14 protein-coding genes and 1 pseudogene are annotated in these 16,605 nt (G+C 66.4%); 11 read left to right on the top strand and 4 right to left on the bottom strand.

Annotated elements, in window-relative coordinates; translation table 11 throughout:
• Position 1: 1 nt before the first annotated feature.
• Both PO768_RS15410 and PO768_RS15415 read right to left on the bottom strand, forming a co-directional pair.
• On the bottom strand, positions 2-124 hold the full coding sequence (locus PO768_RS15410) for a hypothetical protein (protein ID WP_272646749.1): 123 nt from the start codon (positions 122-124) through the stop codon (positions 2-4).
• A complete protein-coding gene (locus tag PO768_RS15415; RefSeq protein WP_272646750.1) occupies positions 121-1,341 on the bottom strand; it encodes an MFS transporter in 1,221 nt (406 codons plus the stop codon). Before PO768_RS15415 ends, PO768_RS15410 begins: the two co-directional genes overlap by 4 nt.
• 76 nt (positions 1,342-1,417) lie before the next feature.
• Between PO768_RS15415 and PO768_RS15420 the strand changes: the two genes are divergently transcribed.
• The 7 genes and pseudogenes from PO768_RS15420 to PO768_RS15450 all read left to right on the top strand — a co-directional run.
• Entirely contained in the window at positions 1,418-3,418 is a 2,001-nt protein-coding gene (locus tag PO768_RS15420; protein ID WP_272646751.1) for a DNA topoisomerase IV subunit B, read from the top strand.
• Entirely contained in the window at positions 3,415-4,449 is a 1,035-nt protein-coding gene (locus PO768_RS15425; protein WP_272646752.1) for a histone deacetylase family protein, read from the top strand. Before PO768_RS15420 ends, PO768_RS15425 begins: the two co-directional genes overlap by 4 nt.
• Complete coding sequence (locus tag PO768_RS15430) at positions 4,446-5,564, top strand: acyltransferase family protein (protein ID WP_272646753.1); 1,119 nt, start codon at positions 4,446-4,448, stop codon at positions 5,562-5,564. Before PO768_RS15425 ends, PO768_RS15430 begins: the two co-directional genes overlap by 4 nt.
• Positions 5,561-6,115, top strand: coding sequence for a GNAT family N-acetyltransferase (locus PO768_RS15435; protein ID WP_272646754.1), 555 nt, complete (start codon positions 5,561-5,563; stop codon positions 6,113-6,115). The genes PO768_RS15430 and PO768_RS15435 overlap by 4 nt, the downstream gene beginning before the upstream one ends.
• Positions 6,112-6,759 carry a lytic transglycosylase domain-containing protein gene (locus PO768_RS15440; protein WP_272646755.1) on the top strand — a complete coding sequence of 216 codons (648 nt, stop codon included), beginning with the start codon at positions 6,112-6,114 and terminating at the stop codon, positions 6,757-6,759. Before PO768_RS15435 ends, PO768_RS15440 begins: the two co-directional genes overlap by 4 nt.
• Positions 6,756-9,083, top strand: coding sequence for a DNA topoisomerase IV subunit A (parC, locus tag PO768_RS15445; protein WP_272646756.1), 2,328 nt, complete (start codon positions 6,756-6,758; stop codon positions 9,081-9,083). The genes PO768_RS15440 and parC overlap by 4 nt, the downstream gene beginning before the upstream one ends.
• A gap of 250 nt (positions 9,084-9,333) precedes the next feature.
• Positions 9,334-9,798 (top strand): annotated as a pseudogene (locus PO768_RS15450) (FxDxF family PEP-CTERM protein); the annotation flags it as partial.
• 66 nt (positions 9,799-9,864) lie between these two features.
• Here the strand turns inward: PO768_RS15450 and PO768_RS15455 are convergent.
• The gene (locus PO768_RS15455) at positions 9,865-10,902 is read right to left on the bottom strand and encodes a quinone-dependent dihydroorotate dehydrogenase (RefSeq protein WP_272646757.1); all 1,038 of its coding nucleotides are present in this window, start codon (positions 10,900-10,902) and stop codon (positions 9,865-9,867) included.
• A 53-nt stretch (positions 10,903-10,955) separates the two neighbouring features.
• Between PO768_RS15455 and PO768_RS15460 the strand changes: the two genes are divergently transcribed.
• From PO768_RS15460 to rpiA, 4 genes are all read left to right on the top strand, one after another.
• The gene (locus PO768_RS15460; protein ID WP_137940736.1) at positions 10,956-12,077 is read left to right on the top strand and encodes a 3-deoxy-7-phosphoheptulonate synthase; all 1,122 of its coding nucleotides are present in this window, start codon (positions 10,956-10,958) and stop codon (positions 12,075-12,077) included.
• 129 nt (positions 12,078-12,206) lie between these two features.
• Complete coding sequence (locus PO768_RS15465) at positions 12,207-12,623, top strand: DUF2141 domain-containing protein (protein ID WP_272646758.1); 417 nt, start codon at positions 12,207-12,209, stop codon at positions 12,621-12,623.
• 15 nt (positions 12,624-12,638) lie between these two features.
• Positions 12,639-14,126, top strand: coding sequence for a carotenoid oxygenase family protein (locus PO768_RS15470; RefSeq protein WP_272646759.1), 1,488 nt, complete (start codon positions 12,639-12,641; stop codon positions 14,124-14,126).
• A 35-nt stretch (positions 14,127-14,161) separates the two neighbouring features.
• A complete protein-coding gene (rpiA, locus tag PO768_RS15475) occupies positions 14,162-14,827 on the top strand; it encodes a ribose-5-phosphate isomerase RpiA (RefSeq protein WP_272646760.1) in 666 nt (221 codons plus the stop codon).
• Here rpiA and PO768_RS15480 read toward each other — a convergent pair.
• Positions 14,817-16,367 (bottom strand): methyl-accepting chemotaxis protein, encoded by a 1,551-nt coding sequence (locus PO768_RS15480; protein WP_272646761.1) that lies wholly within the window; start codon positions 16,365-16,367, stop codon positions 14,817-14,819. The genes rpiA and PO768_RS15480 overlap by 11 nt on opposite strands.
• Positions 16,368-16,605: the final 238 nt, after the last annotated feature.

The following is a 16,605-nucleotide window of genomic DNA, read 5'->3' on the forward strand; positions in this document are numbered from 1 at the left end:
CTCAGAAACAGGCCCAGATCTGTTCGGACAGCTGCCGCATCAACTCGGGCTGCAGATAGGAGGCAAAGACGGCGGCCAGCAGCAGCAGGGCCGCCGTCCAGACCAGGCCGCGTCGCCAGTTCATGCCGCAGCGGGCGCGGCACGCACGATGGCATGCTCGCGCACCGGCAGATTGATCAGGGCGGCCGCCACGCCCAGCGCGACGGCCAGCCACCAGACCACGTCATAGCTGCCGCTGCTGTCATAGAGCTTGCCGCCCAGCCAGACGCCCAGGAAGCTGCCGACCTGATGGCTCAGGAAGACAAAGCCGCCCAGCATCGACATATGCTGGATGCCGAAGATCTGCATCACCACCGAGTTGGTCGGCGGCACGGTGGACAGCCACAGCACGCCCATCACGGCCGAGAAGATATAGACGCTGGTCGGCGTCAGCGGCGCGAGCAGGAAGGCGACGATGGCCACCGAGCGCAAGGCATAAATGCCCGACAGCAGATAGCGCTTGGGCATGCGCTGGCCCAGGCTGCCGGCCGCATAGGTACCGAACACATTGAACAGACCGATCAGGGCCAGCGCATAGGTGGCGACCTGCGGTGACAGGCCGTTGTCCTTCAGGTAGCTGGGCATGTGCACGCCGATGAAGACCACCTGGAAGCCGCAGACGAAATAGCCGGCCATCAAGAGCTGGAAGCTGCGGTAGCCGAAGGCCTCGCGCACTGCCTGTGCGATGCTTTGATGCTGGGCGCTGTGCGCACGCGACTGTGCCGGTTCACGCAGGCCGAAGGCCAGCGGGACGATCAGCAGCGCGGCGATCGACAGGATGAACAGCGCGTTCTGCCAGCCGGTGCCCGAGATCAGCCAGTTCTCCACCGGCACCATCAGGAACTGGCCGAAGGAGCCGGCCGCCGCGGCGACACCCATGGCCCAGGAGCGCTTCTCCGGCGCCACATTGCGGCCGATCACGCCGTAGATGACCGCATAGGTGGTGCCCGACTGCGCCATGCCGATCAGCAGGCCGGCGCTGCCGGTGAAGGCCAGGCCCGAGGTCGACAAGGCCATCAGCACCAGGCCCAGCGCATACAAGAGACCGCCAACGATCAGCACCTTGAAGGCGCCGAACCGGTCGGCCAGCATGCCCGCCAGCGGCCCGGCCAGGCCCCAGGCGATGTTCTGGATCGCCAGCGCGAAGGCAAAGGTCTCGCGGGTCCAGCCCCGCTCCATCGTGATCGGCTGCAGCCACAGGCCGAAGCCGTGGCGTATGCCCATGGACAGCGTGACGATCAGCGCGCCGCACAGCAGCACCTGGTTCATCGACAGTTTGGGTGGGGCGGCGGCGGTGCTCATCTGCGCACTGTAGCCAAAGCCGGACGACCCTGCTCGGGCCCAGCCAAAGCTTGACAGTCTCCTAGAATCGCGCCCCATGGCGACCAAAGCAAATTCAAGCACCACCCCTGGCAGTTCCCCGGGCTCCTACGGCGAGGCCTCCATCCGCGTGCTCAAGGGCCTGGAGCCCGTCAAGCAGCGTCCGGGCATGTATACCCGCACCGACAACCCGCTGCACTGCATCCAGGAAGTCATTGACAACGCGGCCGACGAGGCCCTGGCCGGCTTCGGCAAGCGTATTGACCTGATTCAGCATCTCGATGGCTCGGTGTCCATCGCCGACGACGGCCGCGGCATCCCCTTCGGCCTGCACCCCGAGGAGGGGGTGCCGGTGGTCGAGATCGTGTTCACCCGCCTGCATGCCGGCGGCAAGTTCGACAAGGGCTCAGGCGGCGCCTATAGCTTCTCGGGCGGCCTGCACGGCGTCGGCGTCTCGGTCACCAATGCGCTGGCCAAGCGCCTGGAGGTGACGGTCTGGCGCGACAAGCAGGTCGCGACCCTGGCTTTCGAGGCCGGCGATGTGGTCGAGCCGGTGACGGTGCGCGCAATGGCCTTGGGCGACCGCAAGCAGGGCACGACGGTGCGAGTCTGGCCCGACGCCAAGTATTTCGAGGCGGCCGATCTGCCCAAGGGCGAGCTGGTGCATCTGCTGCGCTCCAAGGCGGTGCTGATGCCCGGCGTCACGGTGACCCTGAAGCACGAGAAGAGTGGCGAGATCCAGACCTGGGCCTACAAGGGCGGGCTGCGCGACTATCTGATGCAGACGCTCAATGCCGACCCGCTGATCCCGCTGTTCGAGGGCGAGCAGTACGCGAGCAAGGCCGAGACCGAGAATTTCGCCGAGGGCGAGGGGGCCGGCTGGTGCGTGGCCTTCACCGAGGAGGGGCAGGTCATGCGGGAAAGCTATGTGAACCTGATCCCGACGGTGGCCGGTGGCACGCACGAGTCGGGGCTCAAGGACGGCCTGTTCGGCGCGATCAAGGGCTTCATCGAAATGCACTCCTTGCTGCCCAAGGGCGTCAAGCTGATGCCTGACGACGTGTTCTCGCGCGCCTCCTTCGTGCTGTCGGCCAAGGTGCTGGACCCGCAGTTCCAGGGCCAGACCAAGGAGCGGCTGAACTCGCGCGACGCGCTGCGCCTGGTCTCCACCTATGTGAAGCCGGCGCTGGAGCTGTGGCTGAACCAGCATGTGGACTACGGCAAGAAGCTGGCCGAGTTGGTCATCAAGCAGGCGCAGACCCGCCAGCGCGCCAGCCAGAAGGTCGAGAAGCGCAAGGGCTCGGGCGTGGCCGTGCTGCCCGGCAAGCTGACCGATTGCGAGAGCCGCGACATCCTGCACAACGAGATCTTTCTGGTCGAGGGCGACTCGGCCGGCGGCAGCGCCAAGATGGGCCGCGACAAGGAGACCCAGGCCATCCTGCCGCTGCGCGGCAAGGTCTTGAATTCCTGGGAGGTCGAGCGCGACCGCCTGTTCGCCAATAACGAAATCCACGACATCTCGGTGGCGCTGGGCGTCGATCCGCATGGCAAGAACGACGCCGCAGACCTCAGCGGCCTGCGCTACGGCAAGGTCTGCATTCTGTCGGACGCCGATGTCGACGGCTCGCACATCCAGGTGCTGCTGCTGACCCTGTTCTTCCGTCACTTCCCGCGCCTGGTCGAGGCCGGCCATGTCTGCATCGCGCGGCCGCCCCTGTACCGCGTCGACGCGCCGGCGCGTGGCAAGAAGCCGGCCGCCAAGATCTATGCGCTGGATGAGGGCGAGTTGACCGCGACCTTGGACAAGCTGCGCAAGGAGGGCGCGCGCGAAGGCTCCTGGAGCATCAGCCGCTTCAAGGGTCTGGGCGAGATGAGTGCCGAGCAGTTGTGGGATACGACGCTGAACCCCGAGACGCGCCGCCTGGCCCCGGTGCGCTACGGCGAGCTGGACCTGGGCCAGACCGAGGAGGCCTTCAACAAGCTGATGGGCAAGGGCGAAGCGGCCTCGCGCCGTGAGCTGATGGAGATCCACGGTGACTCGATCGAGGTGGATGTATGAAGACGGTCTACAACGACAAGCATGGCCTGCATGCGGCCACGCATGAGTTCTTCCGCGGCCAACTGGTGCCGGCCTTCGAGATCCCGGCCCGGGCCGACTATGTGCTGAAGGCGCTGCGGGACGCGGCGCTTGGCGAGGTGCTGGCGCCGAGCGATCACGGGCTGGCGCCGCTGGAGCGCGTGCATGCGCCGGCCTATCTGCGCTTTGTGCAGGGCGCGCATGCCGAGTGGCTGGCGCTGGGCGGCGAGGGCGATGCTTTCCCCGCGGTCTGGCCGGTGCGCAGCCTGCGCTCGGATGTCGAGCCCAAGAGCTTTGCCGCCCGCATGGGCTTGTATTCGATGGACAGCGGCACGCCGCTTACCGCGGGTTCCTGGCCGGCCGCCTACTGGGGCGCGCAGGCCTGCCTGAGCGGCCTGGACCTGGTGCTGGCCGGCGAGCGCGCAGCCTATGTGCTGACCCGCCCGCCCGGCCATCATGCCGGCGCCGATTTCTTCGGCGGCTACTGCTTTGTCAATAACGCGGCGGTGGCGGCCCAGGCGGCGCTGGATCATGGCCTCAAGCGCGTGGCCATCCTCGATGTCGACTACCACCACGGCAATGGCACGCAGGCGATCTTCTACGAGCGCGCCGACGTGTTCTATGCCAGCATCCATGGCGATCCGCAGACCGAGTACCCCTTCTTTCTCGGCCATGCCGACGAGCGCGGCGCCGGCGCCGGCGCGGGCTGCAATGCCAACTACCCGCTGCCGGCCGGCGCCAGCAACGACGAGTGGTTTGCCGCGCTCGATGCCGCGCTGGCCCGGCTGCGCGCCTATGCACCGGAGTTGCTGATCGTCTCGCTGGGCGTAGACACCTATGGCGGCGACCCGATCTCGCACTTCAAGCTGGACCGGCCCGAGTTCACGCGCATGGGCCAAATACTGGCCGCCCAGGGCTGGCCGACGCTGCTGCTGCAGGAAGGTGGCTACGCGACCGAGGCGATAGGCCTGAATGTGGTGGCGGTGTTGCAGGGTTTCGAGGGCGCATCATGAGCCACGAAGCTGCGCCTAGCCTGCCGCAATCCAATGCTTTTGACTTCATTCGACTGGCAGCGGCACTTGGGGTTTTGTTCAGCCACAGCTTCTCTCTTTATGGATTGGCTGAGCCCATGGTCTGGCAAGGCCGTACGCTGGGCAGTTTCTGCGTCTATATCTTCTTTGCCGTCAGTGGGTATCTGATTTGTCAAAGCTGGCTTCGCGATGCCAACCTCAGGCGTTTCATGCTGAAACGCGCCTTGCGAATCTTCCCGGGCTTGGCGGTGGCTTTGCTCTTTACTGTGTTTGTCCTCGGCCCTCTGGCGACGGATCTCTCGCCACTCGATTACTTCACATCTTCAGCTATCTGGGCTTACCTTTTTTCCAATCTCAGCCTGATCGGCGATGTGCAGCGTTTGCCCGGCGTTTTTGCGAGTAATCCTTACCCGCATGCGGTCAATGGCTCCCTGTGGACCCTGCTGTATGAAGTCTTGATGTATTTCGTGCTTGCGATACTCGGCTACCTGGGCTTGAAGTTGAGAACGAACAGGATCTTTGCTCTCGCCCTGCTTGTCTTTCCATTGGCGGCGGTCGTGCTGATTCTTGCTGGCAAAGAAGGCGGTTGGCCTCTTCCTTTGCCGCTGTTGTGGCGCCTGGGGCTCGCGGTCGATGGGTTCCATCTGGCCAACTTGGGCGCGTATTTTTTTGTGGGTAGCGCCCTTTGCCTGCTGAGCCAGCAGGTCAGGCTCAACCCGTTCCTGGCGTTGGGCCTTCTTGGGCTGATGTTGGTACTGCCCTATGGCTTGATGTTCAAAATGCTCGCCTGGGTGGCAATTCCATATGCCGTCATCGTTTTTGCATATCGGGGTCCTGCCTTGCTCCGGCGCATGGGACGAAGTGACTACTCCTACGGCATCTACATTTACGCCTTTCCCGTCCAGCAACTGGTGTCAAAGTACGCGGCGTCGCTAGGCCTTGGTTGGGGTGTGTCCTTGTCGTGCGGCCTTGGATTGACATGGCTGCTGGCGGTGGCGTCATGGCATTGGGTGGAGCGGCCGGCCATGTCTTTCAAGAAGCGACTGCTCCGACCGACGCCCGCATTTGCGGCCGACCGAGCAACAAGCGCGCCATGAGCGATTACGGCATGATGAGTGCGAATCGACCCCGCGTCAGCCTGCGCCCGACCATGCTGTCCGATCTGGACTATGTCGTCACGGTCGAGCAGGACGCCGCCAATCTGCCCTTCATCACGCCCTGGGAGCGCACCCAGCATGAGGGCGCGATCCGCTTCCCGGATTCGCGCCATTTCATCGTCGAGTTCGGTGATTCCAACGAGCGCGCCGGTTTCGTGATCCTCCAGGGCTGCCGCAACCCGCACCGTTCGGTCGAGCTCAAGCGCATCGTGCTGGGCCCCAAGGGCCTGGGCCTGGGCCGGGCTTGTGTACGCCAGCTGAAGAAGCTGGCCTTCAGTCAGCTGCAGGCGCATCGCTTCTGGCTCGATGTGAAGGCGCTGAACACCCGCGCCTATGCGCTCTACCAGAGCGAGGGCTTTGTCGAGGAAGGGCGTTTGCGCGAAAGCGTGCGCGTCAGCGTTGGCGCCGATGGCTATGACAGCCTGATCGTGATGTCCATGCTGGACCGCGAGTACCAGGCCCGCATCGCCTTAGGGGAGGAGGGCGTGTGAGACGCCTCGCTGTTGTGTGCCTGTTCTGGCTCAGCGGTACCGCGCAGGCCGAGCTGTGGGGCTATGTCGATGGCGCCGGCGTTGCCCATCTGGCCAGCCGCCCGCTCAACAGCAACTATGGCTTGGTGCTCGGCTCCGCCGAGCCGGATCGCCGCGTGCCCGGCAAGCTCGACGGCAGCCAGGGCCTGTTGACCTGGCTGGAGTTCGCGCCCGAGGTCAAGGCGGTGCAGCCCTTTTTGCGCGAGGCTGCGGCGCGTCACGGCGTCGATATGGAACTCTTGAAGGCGGTGATCGCGGTCGAGTCCGGCTACCGGCATGACGCGGTCTCGCCGCGCGGCGCGGTCGGCCTGATGCAGATCGTCGCCCCGGCCGAGCAGACCCAGCGCCTGCTCGATCCCCGTACCAATGTGCTGACCGGCGCGCGCAAGCTGGCCGGTCTGATCCAACGCTTCGGCCGCATCGATGTGGCCCTGGCGGCCTGGAATGCCGGCGAGGGCGCGGTGCGCCGCCATGGCGGCGGCATGCCGCCGTTCGCCGAGACCCAGGCCCATGTCCATCTGGTGCTGGAGCTCTACTGGGCCCTGCTGCAACGCAGCCTGCCGGCCCAGGCCCAGCACCTCCGAATTCACAGCAGTCCAAAATGACCCAGACCACGATTGATTTCACCCCGCCCGCCGAGGATGGCAACGAGGCGCTGACCCTGGCGCACTATGCCCAGCAGGCCTATCTCGAGTACGCGTTGTCGGTCGTCAAGGGCCGGGCCCTGCCCGATGTCTGCGATGGCCAGAAGCCGGTGCAGCGCCGCATCCTGTACTCGATGGACCGCATGGGTCTGTCCTTCAGCGGCACGACCGGCGCCAAGCCCGTGAAGGGCGCGCGCGTGGTCGGCGATGTGCTGGGCCGTTTTCACCCGCACGGTGACCAGTCGGTCTATGACGCGCTGGTGCGCATGGCCCAGGACTTCAGCCAGCGCTATCCGCTGATCGACGGCCAGGGCAACTTCGGCAGCCGCGACGGCGACGGCGCGGCGGCGATGCGCTACACCGAAGCCCGTCTCGCGCCCATTTCACGCCTGCTGCTCGACGAGATCGACGAGGGCACGGTCGACTTCGCGCCCAATTACGACGGCTCGACCCAGGAGCCGACCCAGCTGCCGGCGCGCCTGCCCTTCGTGCTGCTTAACGGTGCGTCCGGCATCGCGGTGGGCCTGGCCACCGAGGTGCCCAGCCACAATCTGCGCGAGGTGGCCGCGGCTGCGGTGGCCCTGCTGAAGAACGACAAGCTGAGCGATGACGAGCTCTTCGGCCTGCTGCCCGGCCCCGACTATCCGGGCGGCGGCCAGCTGATCAGCGCGGCCGAGGACATCCGCTCGGCCTATCTGAGCGGTCGTGGCAGCCTGAAGCTGCGTGCGCGCTGGAAGATCGAGGACCTGGCGCGCGGCCAGTGGCAGCTGGTCGTCACCGAGCTGCCGCATGGCACCAGCTCGCAAAAGGTGCTGGAGGAGATCGAGGAGCTGACCAACCCCAAGGTCAAGGCCGGCAAGAAGGCCCTGAGTCAGGAACAGCTGCAGCTCAAGGCCAGCGTGCTGGCGGTGCTGGACTGCGTCCGCGACGAGTCCAGCAAGGACGCGGCGGTGCGCCTGGTGTTCGAGCCCAAGAGCCGCACGGTCGAGCAGCAGGAGCTGATCACGACCCTGCTGGCCCACACCAGCCTGGAGACCTCGGCCTCGATCAACCTGACGATGATTGGCGCCGATGGCCGGCCGACGCAGAAAAGCCTGCGCCAGATCATTGTCGAATGGCTGGGCTACCGCCAGGCCACGGTGCAGCGCCGCACCCAGCACCGTCTCGCCAAGGTGCTGGACCGCATCCATGTGCTGGAAGGCCGGCAACTGGTGCTGCTCAATATCGATGAGGTGATACGCATCATCCGCAATGCCGATGAGCCCAAGCCGGCGCTGATCGAGCGCTTCCGCCTCTCCGACCGCCAGGCCGAGGACATCCTGGAAATCCGCCTGCGCCAGCTGGCGCGGCTCGAGGCGATCAAGATCGAACAGGAGCTCAAGAGCCTGCGCGAGGAACAGGCCAAGCTGGACGATATCCTGGCCAATCCCGGCGTGCTCAAGCGCACCGTGATCAAGGAGATCGAGGCCGACGCCAAGCAGTATGGCGATGAGCGCCGCACGCTGATCCAGGAAGAGAAGCGCGCGGTGGCCGAGATCAAGGTGGTGGACGAGCCAGTCACCGTGGTGGTCAGCATGAAGGGCTGGGTGCGTGCGCTGAAGGGCCATGAGGTCGATGCGGCAGCGCTGGCCTTCAAGTCCGGCGACGCCTTGTACGGCACCTTCCCCTGCCGCAGCGTCGATCCGCTGATCGTCTTCGGCAGCAATGGCCGGGTCTACTCGGTGCCGGTGGCGGTGCTGCCCGGCGGGCGCGGCGATGGCCAGCCGATCACGACCCTGATCGAGCTGGAGAGCGGCACGCAGATCGCCCACTACTACGCTGCCAACACCCAGCAGCGCCTGGTGCTGGCCGGCACCGGTGGCTTCGGCCTGATCGCCCAGGTGGGCGATCTGATCGGCCGACAAAAGGCCGGCAAGACCTTCCTGAGCCTGGAAGGTGAGGAGAAGCCGCTGCCGCCGGCCGCCTTGCCGGCCGGCGAGGTGTTGGGTGTGCAACTGGCCTGCCTGTCGCTGAACGGCCGCCTGCTGACCTATGCGCTGGACGAGTTGAAACACCAGCCCAAGGGCGGGCGCGGCCTGACCCTGATCGACTTGGAGCCCAAGGATGCGTTGCTGAGCGTGGCGGCCTTCACCCAGGCTCTGCAGGTGCTGGGCAGCGGGCGCGGTGGCAAGCCCAAGGAAGAGCTGCTTAAAGGCACAAATCTTGCTCAGTATTCCGGCAAGAGGGCTCGAAAGGGCAAGGCGGTCGAAGGTTTGCAGAAAGTGGCGCGCGTTCTGCCCGCTTGAAGGGCAGGCGGTACCGAAATGGTGCAAGCCGAAGTTTTTTAGTCCGGCAACCTTGGCTTACATGGGCACTTCGAATCAGGGTGGTACTTACAAAAAGGTACAAGAAACAAGGGCTTAGCCCCTAACACAAGGGACGCAGGGGATGGATCAGGAGTTGCGCTGCAGTGCACAATAAGTCGTGAGTTCTTCGTACTCGTTTGTTCAACCTGGGAGTTTGTTTATGAAGTTGAAACCTCTAGTCGCTGCGGCGGCTCTGGCCTTGAGTGGTGTTGGTGCTCAAGCCGCGTCTTTTGATTGGGGCTCGCATGCCTTGCTGGAAAGCGCTTTGGCTGGAACTGCCGGTGGCTTGGTGTATGACACCTTCAGCTTCTCTCTGGCAGAGACGTCCACGGTGGCCAGCAGCGTCAGCTCGTTCGGCACGTTCGCTCCTGCGACGTACAGCCTGTTCAGCCTGGGTGGTGACGGTCTGGTCGGTACTGCTGACGATGCCGGCGTTGCTGCCTGGACCTTTGGTGGCGCCCCAACCGTCAATGAAGTGACCCTGAGCGCTGGTAACTATTACTACGCTGTGTTCGCTCTGGCCACCACGGCCGGTGCTTACTCGATCAACTCGGCCGCCGCTGCCGTGCCGGTGCCCGAGCCCGAGACCTATGCACTGATGCTGGCCGGCCTCGGTGTGGTCGGTTTTGTTGCACGCCGTCGCAAGACGAGCTGAGCCCTGCGGCTCAAATGAAAAAGCGGACCTCGGTCCGCTTTTTTTTATATTGCAGCCAGCAAGTGGTCAGAGCGCGCAGGCCCGGGCGCAGTCCGTCACCAGGGCCGGGCCCTTGTAGATCAGGCCCGTGTAGAGCTGCACCAGATCGGCCCCGGCCTGCAGCTTGGCGCGTGCGTCGGCGCCGCTGAGCACGCCGCCGACGCCGATGATGGGATAGCCCGAACCCAGCGCCGCGCGCAGCAGGCGTATCACCCGGTTGCTGGCCTCGAACACCGGCCGGCCCGACAGGCCGCCCATCTCCTGGGCATGCGGCAGTCCCTTGACCGCGTCGCGCGCAATCGTCGTGTTGGTGGCGATCACGCCGTCGATGCCGTTGACCTTCAAGGTCTGGGCGATCACCGCGACCTGGTCCTCCTCCAGGTCCGGTGCGATCTTGACGAACATCGGCACGCGCCGGCCGCTGCTTTGCTCCAGCTGCAGCTTGCGCTGTTGCAGCCGGGAGAGCAGCGCGTCCAGCGCCTCGTCGCTCTGCAGCGCACGCAGGTTCTTGGTATTGGGGCTGGAGATATTGACCGTGATGTAGTCGGCATGGGGGAACACACCCTCCAGGCCCAGCAGATAGTCGTCGGCCGCCTGCTCGATAGGCGTCGCGGCGTTCTTGCCGATGTTCAGTCCGACCAGGCCACCGGCCGCGCGGAAGCTGTGGGCGCGCTGCACATTGGCGATGAAGCTGTCCAGACCCTCGTTGTTGAAGCCCAGGCGGTTGATCAGCGCCTCGGTCTCGGGCAGGCGAAACATGCGCGGCTTGTCATTACCGGGCTGGCCCTTGGGCGTCACCGTGCCGACCTCGATGAAGCCGAAGCCCATCGCGCCCAGGCCGTCGATGCAGCGGCCGTTCTTGTCCAGGCCGGCGGCCAGACCGATGCGATTGGGGAAGTTCAGACCTGCCACCGTGACCGGATCGCTGATGCGGCGCTGCGCCCACAGGCATTGGGCCGGGGTGTTTTGCAGCCGGGCGATGGAGCCCAGGGTCAGTTCGTGGGCATGTTCGGGATCCAGGCCGAACAGAAATGGGCGGGTAAGGGCATAAGGCATCAATGACATGGCCGGATTGTCGCATCGGCCCACCGATAATCCGGGCCCAGAAGGAGACTGCGATGAAGCCGCTCGATGACCCCCAACATGATCGTGAAGTCGGTTCGCGTGATGCGACCCGCGATACCACCCGCACCGACGACACCCGCATCGGCGCCGTGCGCCCGCTGATCTCGCCGGCCCTGCTGCTGGACGAGTTGCCGCTGCCCGACGCCTCGCTGGAGCTGGTCGAGCGGGCCCGCCAGGAGATCGGCGATGTGCTGCATGGCCGCGATGACCGCCTGCTGGTGGTGGTCGGCCCCTGCTCGATCCACGACCACGACCAGGCGATGGACTATGCCCGCCTGCTGAAGAAGACCCGCGACGAGCTGCAGCAGGACCTGCTGATCGTGATGCGGGTCTATTTCGAGAAGCCGCGCACCACGGTGGGCTGGAAGGGCTATATCAACGACCCGCGCCTGGACGGCACATTCCACATGAACGAAGGCCTGCGCCTGGCGCGCCAGCTGCTGCTGGACGTCACGGCCCTGGGCCTGCCGGCCGGCACCGAGTTCCTGGACTTGCTGTCGCCGCAGTACATCTCCGACCTGATCGCCTGGGGCGCGATCGGTGCCCGCACCACCGAAAGCCAGAGCCACCGGCAACTGGCCTCGGGCCTGTCCTGCCCGGTCGGCTTCAAGAACGGCACCGACGGGGGCATCAAGGTCGCTTCCGACGCGGTGCTGGCGGCCAGCGCCAGCCATGCCTTCATGGGCATGACCAAGATGGGCGCGGCCGCGATCTTCGAGACCCGCGGCAACGAGGACTGCCACATCATCCTGCGCGGCGGCAAGGCGCCGAATTACGACGCCGCCAGCGTGCAGGCCGCCTGCGAGGCGCTGAAGGGCTCGGGCCTGCGCGAGCAGGTGATGATCGACTTCTCGCATGCCAACAGCAGCAAGAAGTACGAGCGCCAGATCGAGGTCGGCCGCGATGTGGCCGCCCAGATGGCCGGGGGCGACAAGCGCATCACCGGCGTGATGGTCGAGAGCCATCTGCAGCCGGGTCGGCAAGACCTGGCCCCGGGCCAGACCAAGGCCGACCTGAAGCCCGGCGTCTCGATCACCGATGCCTGCCTGGGCTGGAGCCAGACCGAACCGCTGCTGCGCGAGCTGGCCGCAGCTGTGCGACAACGCCGGGGCTGAGTCAGCCTGCATCTGGCGCCGTGGCCGGTCGTTTCGCGACTGGCCACGTCGCCTTGTCGCTTGGTGCTGGGCGCCACACTGTCCCGTCCCTAGAGTTCGCTCACCCCAAGCCGAACTCCGAGGACGTGTATGAAGAAAGCCTTTCTGATTCCCCTGCTGGCCTTAAGTGGGCTGTGCACCCAGGCGGCCGAGCTGGACCTCGATGTGCAGGGCCTGAGTGCCGGCAGCGGCCAGCTGCTGGTGGCCGTGTTCGGCGCCGAAGGCTGGCTGCGCCAGCCGATCGCCGCCAGCCGGCAGGACGCCTCGGCCCAGCAGGGCGGGGCGCTGCGCGTCCTGCTGAAGAACGTGCCCGAAGGCCTGGTGGGCGTCAGCGTCATCCATGACCTGAACGGCAACGGCCGCCTGGACATGAACGCGATGGGCATGCCGCAGGAGCCGACCGCCTTCTCCAATAACGCGGTTGGCCAGTTCGGCCCGCCGCGCTTCGAGCAGGCCGCCTTCGAGCTCAAGGGCGAGGGTGCTCGCCTGACGATCAAGCTGAACTGAGCCGGGAGACCGATCATGCAAAGACGTGAATTCCTTGGTGCCGGCTTGGCAACCCTGCTGGGCACCTCCGCCCAGGAAGCCCTGGCCCTGGGCCTGCCCGCCGACTTCGACGCCAGCGCGGCGCCCGAGTTGCGCCCCTTTTCTGGCTTGTCCGATGAGGTGCCGCAGGCCGGCGCGCTGCGGATCGAGGGCCAGATTCCGGCCGGCCTGCGCGGCGTCTACTACCGCAACGGCCCGGGCCTGATGGCGCGCGGCGGCGAGCGCTACCGCCACTGGTTCGATGGCGATGGCCTGGTGCAGGCCTGGCGCTTCGAGGATGGACGGGTCAGCCACAGCGCGCGCTTTGTGCAGACCGCCAAGTTCAAGGCCGAGGCGCGCGAGCAGCGCTTTCTGGTGCCGGCCCTGGGCACGGCCATCCCGCCGCGCATGCCCGTGCACGGACCCGACAGCATGAATGTCGCCAATACCAGCGTGCTGCGCCAGGCCGACCGGCTCTATGCGCTGTGGGAGGGCGGCAGCGCTTATGAGCTCGACCCGGCAAGCCTGGAAACCAAGGGGCCGCGCGTCTGGTCTCCCGAGCTGGCCGGCCTGCCGTTCTCGGCCCATCCCAAGCAGGAAGCGGACGGCACGAGCTGGAATTTCGGCACTGCCCACGGCCGCATGGTGATCTACCAGCTCTCGCCGGCCGGTGCATTGCTCAAGAGCGCGGTGTTCGCGATGCCGGCCTCGGCGATGGTGCATGACTTCGCGGTCTCGCAGCGCTATCTGGTCTTTCTGCTGCCGCCGGTGCAACTGGATCTGACGGCCCTGCGCTCGGGCGGCAGCATGCTGGACGCGATGCGCTGGCAGCGCGATCAGCCCACACGGGTGCTGATCATCGACAAGGCCGATCTGAGCCAGCGCCGGGTGCTGGAGATGCCGGCCGCCTTCGTCTTCCATTTCGGCAATGCCTGGGACGCCGACGGCGAGATCCATCTCGACTATGTGCAGGGCGCGCCGCTGCCCGAGATCAATGCCGATATGGAGCAGCAGATGCGCGGGCGGCGCCCGCCGCCGCGGCATTCGACGCCGCGCTTCATGCGCATCACGCTGGCCGGCGGCGGGCGAATCGAGCTGCAGTCGCGCGACGAGGCGGTGGAGTTCCCGGTGGTTGATCCGCGCGTGGTGGCGCGGCGCTACAGCAAGCTCTGGTACCCGACGGCGGTGGATCTGGGCCCGCGCTGGGGCTTCAATGGCTTGATGGGCCTGGACCTGGACAGCGGCCGGCGCGAGCGCTTCGTGTTCGGCACCGACACCGTGATCGAGGAGCATGTGCTGGTGCCCAAGCCGGGCAGCAGCCAGGAAGGCGAGGGCTGGCTGCTGGGCATGGGCTATGACACAGGGCGACGGCAGAGCTTTGCCAGCATCTTCGACGCCCAGGCGCTCGCCGCCGGGCCGCTGGCGCGGGTCTGGCTGCCTCACTGGCTGCCCTACGGTTTTCACGGGCGCTTCTACCCCGCTTGAGATAATCGGGTTTTCGACAGCTGCGGTGCTTTGCGATGACTCAAGACGAACTGAAAACCCTGGTGGGCCAGGCGGCCCTGAACTATGTGACGCCCGGCAGCATCGTCGGTGTCGGCACCGGCTCGACGGTGGACAAGTTCATCGATGCGCTGGCCGCCAGCGGCATGGCCATCGCGGGCGCGGTATCCAGCTCGCAGCGCAGCACCGAGCGCATGCGCGGGCTGGGCATCAAGATCCTGGAGGCGGCCGAGGTGACGAGCCTGCCGGTCTATATCGACGGCGCCGACGAGATCGATCAGGCCGGGACCATGATCAAGGGCGGCGGTGCCGCGCTGACGCGCGAGAAGATTGTCGCCGACCTGGCCGAGCGCTTTGTCTGCATTGCCGACGAGAGCAAGCTGGTGCCGGTATTGGGCGGCTTCCCGCTGCCGGTCGAGGTGATCCCGATGGCGGCGGCCCAGATCGCGCGCCGCTTCGCCGCGATGGGCGGCCAGGCCACGCTGCGTGCCGGCTGCGTCACCGACAACGGCTGCCAAATCCTCGATGTGCGCGGCCTGCAAATCCGTGAGCCGGCGGCCTTCGAGGCCGAGGTCAGTCAGTGGCCCGGCGTCGTCACGGTCGGCGTGTTCGCCCGCAACCGTGCCAGCGTCTGCCTGCTGGGCACGGCCGAGGGCGTCCGGACGCTGGACTTCACAGCCTGAACACGCCGATCGCGGTCGACAGCCGGCCGGACTGATCCTTCAGGCTTTCGGCCGCCGAGGCGGCTTCCTCGACCAGGGCCGCGTTTTGCTGCGTCATCTGGTCGAGCTGGGTCACGGCGGCATTGATCTGGTTGATGCCGTCGCTTTGCTCGCGCGAGGCGGCGCTGATCTCGCCGATGATGTCGGACACCCGCTGCACGCTGGAGACGATGTCGCCCATCGTCGTGCCGGCGTCGCGCACCAGCTTGCTGCCCGACTCGACCCGCTCGGCGCTGGCGCTGATCAGGGTCTTGATCTCCTTGGCCGCCGTGGCGCTGCGCTGGGCCAGCGAGCGCACCTCGGAGGCCACGACCGCGAAGCCGCGGCCCTGCTCGCCGGCGCGGGCCGCTTCCACCGCCGCATTCAGCGCCAGGATATTGGTCTGGAAGGCGATGCCGTCTATCGTGCCGATGATGTCGCTGATGCGGCGAGAGCTGTTGTTGATCTCGTCCATCGTCGACACCACCTGGGCCACCACCGTGCCGCCGCGCTGCGCCACCTCGGCGGCCGAGTGGGCCAGCTGGTTGGCGGTGGTGGCCGACTCGGCCGTCTGCCGCACCGTGCCGGTCAGCTGCATCATCGAGGCGGCGGCCTGCTGCAGGTTGGAGGCGGTCTGCTCGGTACGGGCCGACAGGTCCAGATTGCCGGCAGCGATCTCGGAGCTGGCGGTCGAGATGCTGTCGGTCGAGCCGCGCACCTCGCCGATCAGCTTCAGCAAGGCCTCCTGCATGGTCTTCAGCGAGCGCAGCAGCTGGCCCGTCTCGTCATTGCTGCGCGGCGTGATCGGGCGGGTCAGGTCAAAGTTCGCAATCGCATCGGCCACCGTGGCGGCCTCGCGCAAGGGACCGGTGATCGAGCGGGTCAGCCAGACGGCCAGCGCCGCGCCGACCGCCAGCGCGCACAGCGCGAACACCACCAGGCCGGTGCGGGCCGTGCTGTTGGCGGCGTCCACCCGCTTGGCGGCGGCGTCCAGCTGCGCACGTTCTTCCTGCACGATCTCCTTGATCGCGTCCTGGAACTTGGCGGCGGCCGGCTGGAACTGGCTGTCGAAGATCTGCTTGGCCTTGTCGGCGTCGCCGGCCTTCTTGGCGGCACTGACGGCGTCGCGGCTGCTCAGATAGCCTTTGCGGGCCTCGGAGAGCTGCTCGAACAACTTGCGCTCGGCGGGCGAGCTCATCTGCTTGTCCAGGGCTTTTTGCAGCTCGGTCGATTGCTTGGTCGATTCGGCGGCCGAGGCTGCGAAGAACTCGGCCAGGCTCGGGTCGGCGCTGATCGCGATCGCGCTGGTACGGTTCACGCCATTGGTGATGTTGCGGTACCAGTCGGAGGCCAGGCGTTCGCTGACCAGGGAGTTCTCGTACATATCGCTGGTTTCGGCCGCGACCCGGCTGAGTGCCCAGAAGCCCAGGCCGGAGCCGGCAAAGGCAATCATCAGCACCAGACTCAGAACCACGGTCAGGCGCTGGCCGATGGAACGGCCGGCAAACAGGCTGCTAAGCATAGAGGTCTCCCGAATAGGCTGGGTGCGCGGGCGGTGGCCGCGTTTCGCCCCTGGTTATCGGCGCTTGTTGCGCAAAGCTGAGGGCGCTCTGGCTTGGCGGGGCGATTTACGAGCGGGTCGGCCGCCGTGACTCGCGCACTCGAAAGCGTGCCGGATCGATGGCGTCCAGCAAATCGGCCTCCAGCGGCAGCGGCGCGCCCGTCAGCTGTGCGGCCGCGACCTGGCCGCACAGCGCCGC

The sequence above is a fragment of the Paucibacter sp. XJ19-41 genome, from assembly GCF_028462495.1.
Lineage (GTDB): Bacteria > Pseudomonadota > Gammaproteobacteria > Burkholderiales > Burkholderiaceae_C > Roseateles_E.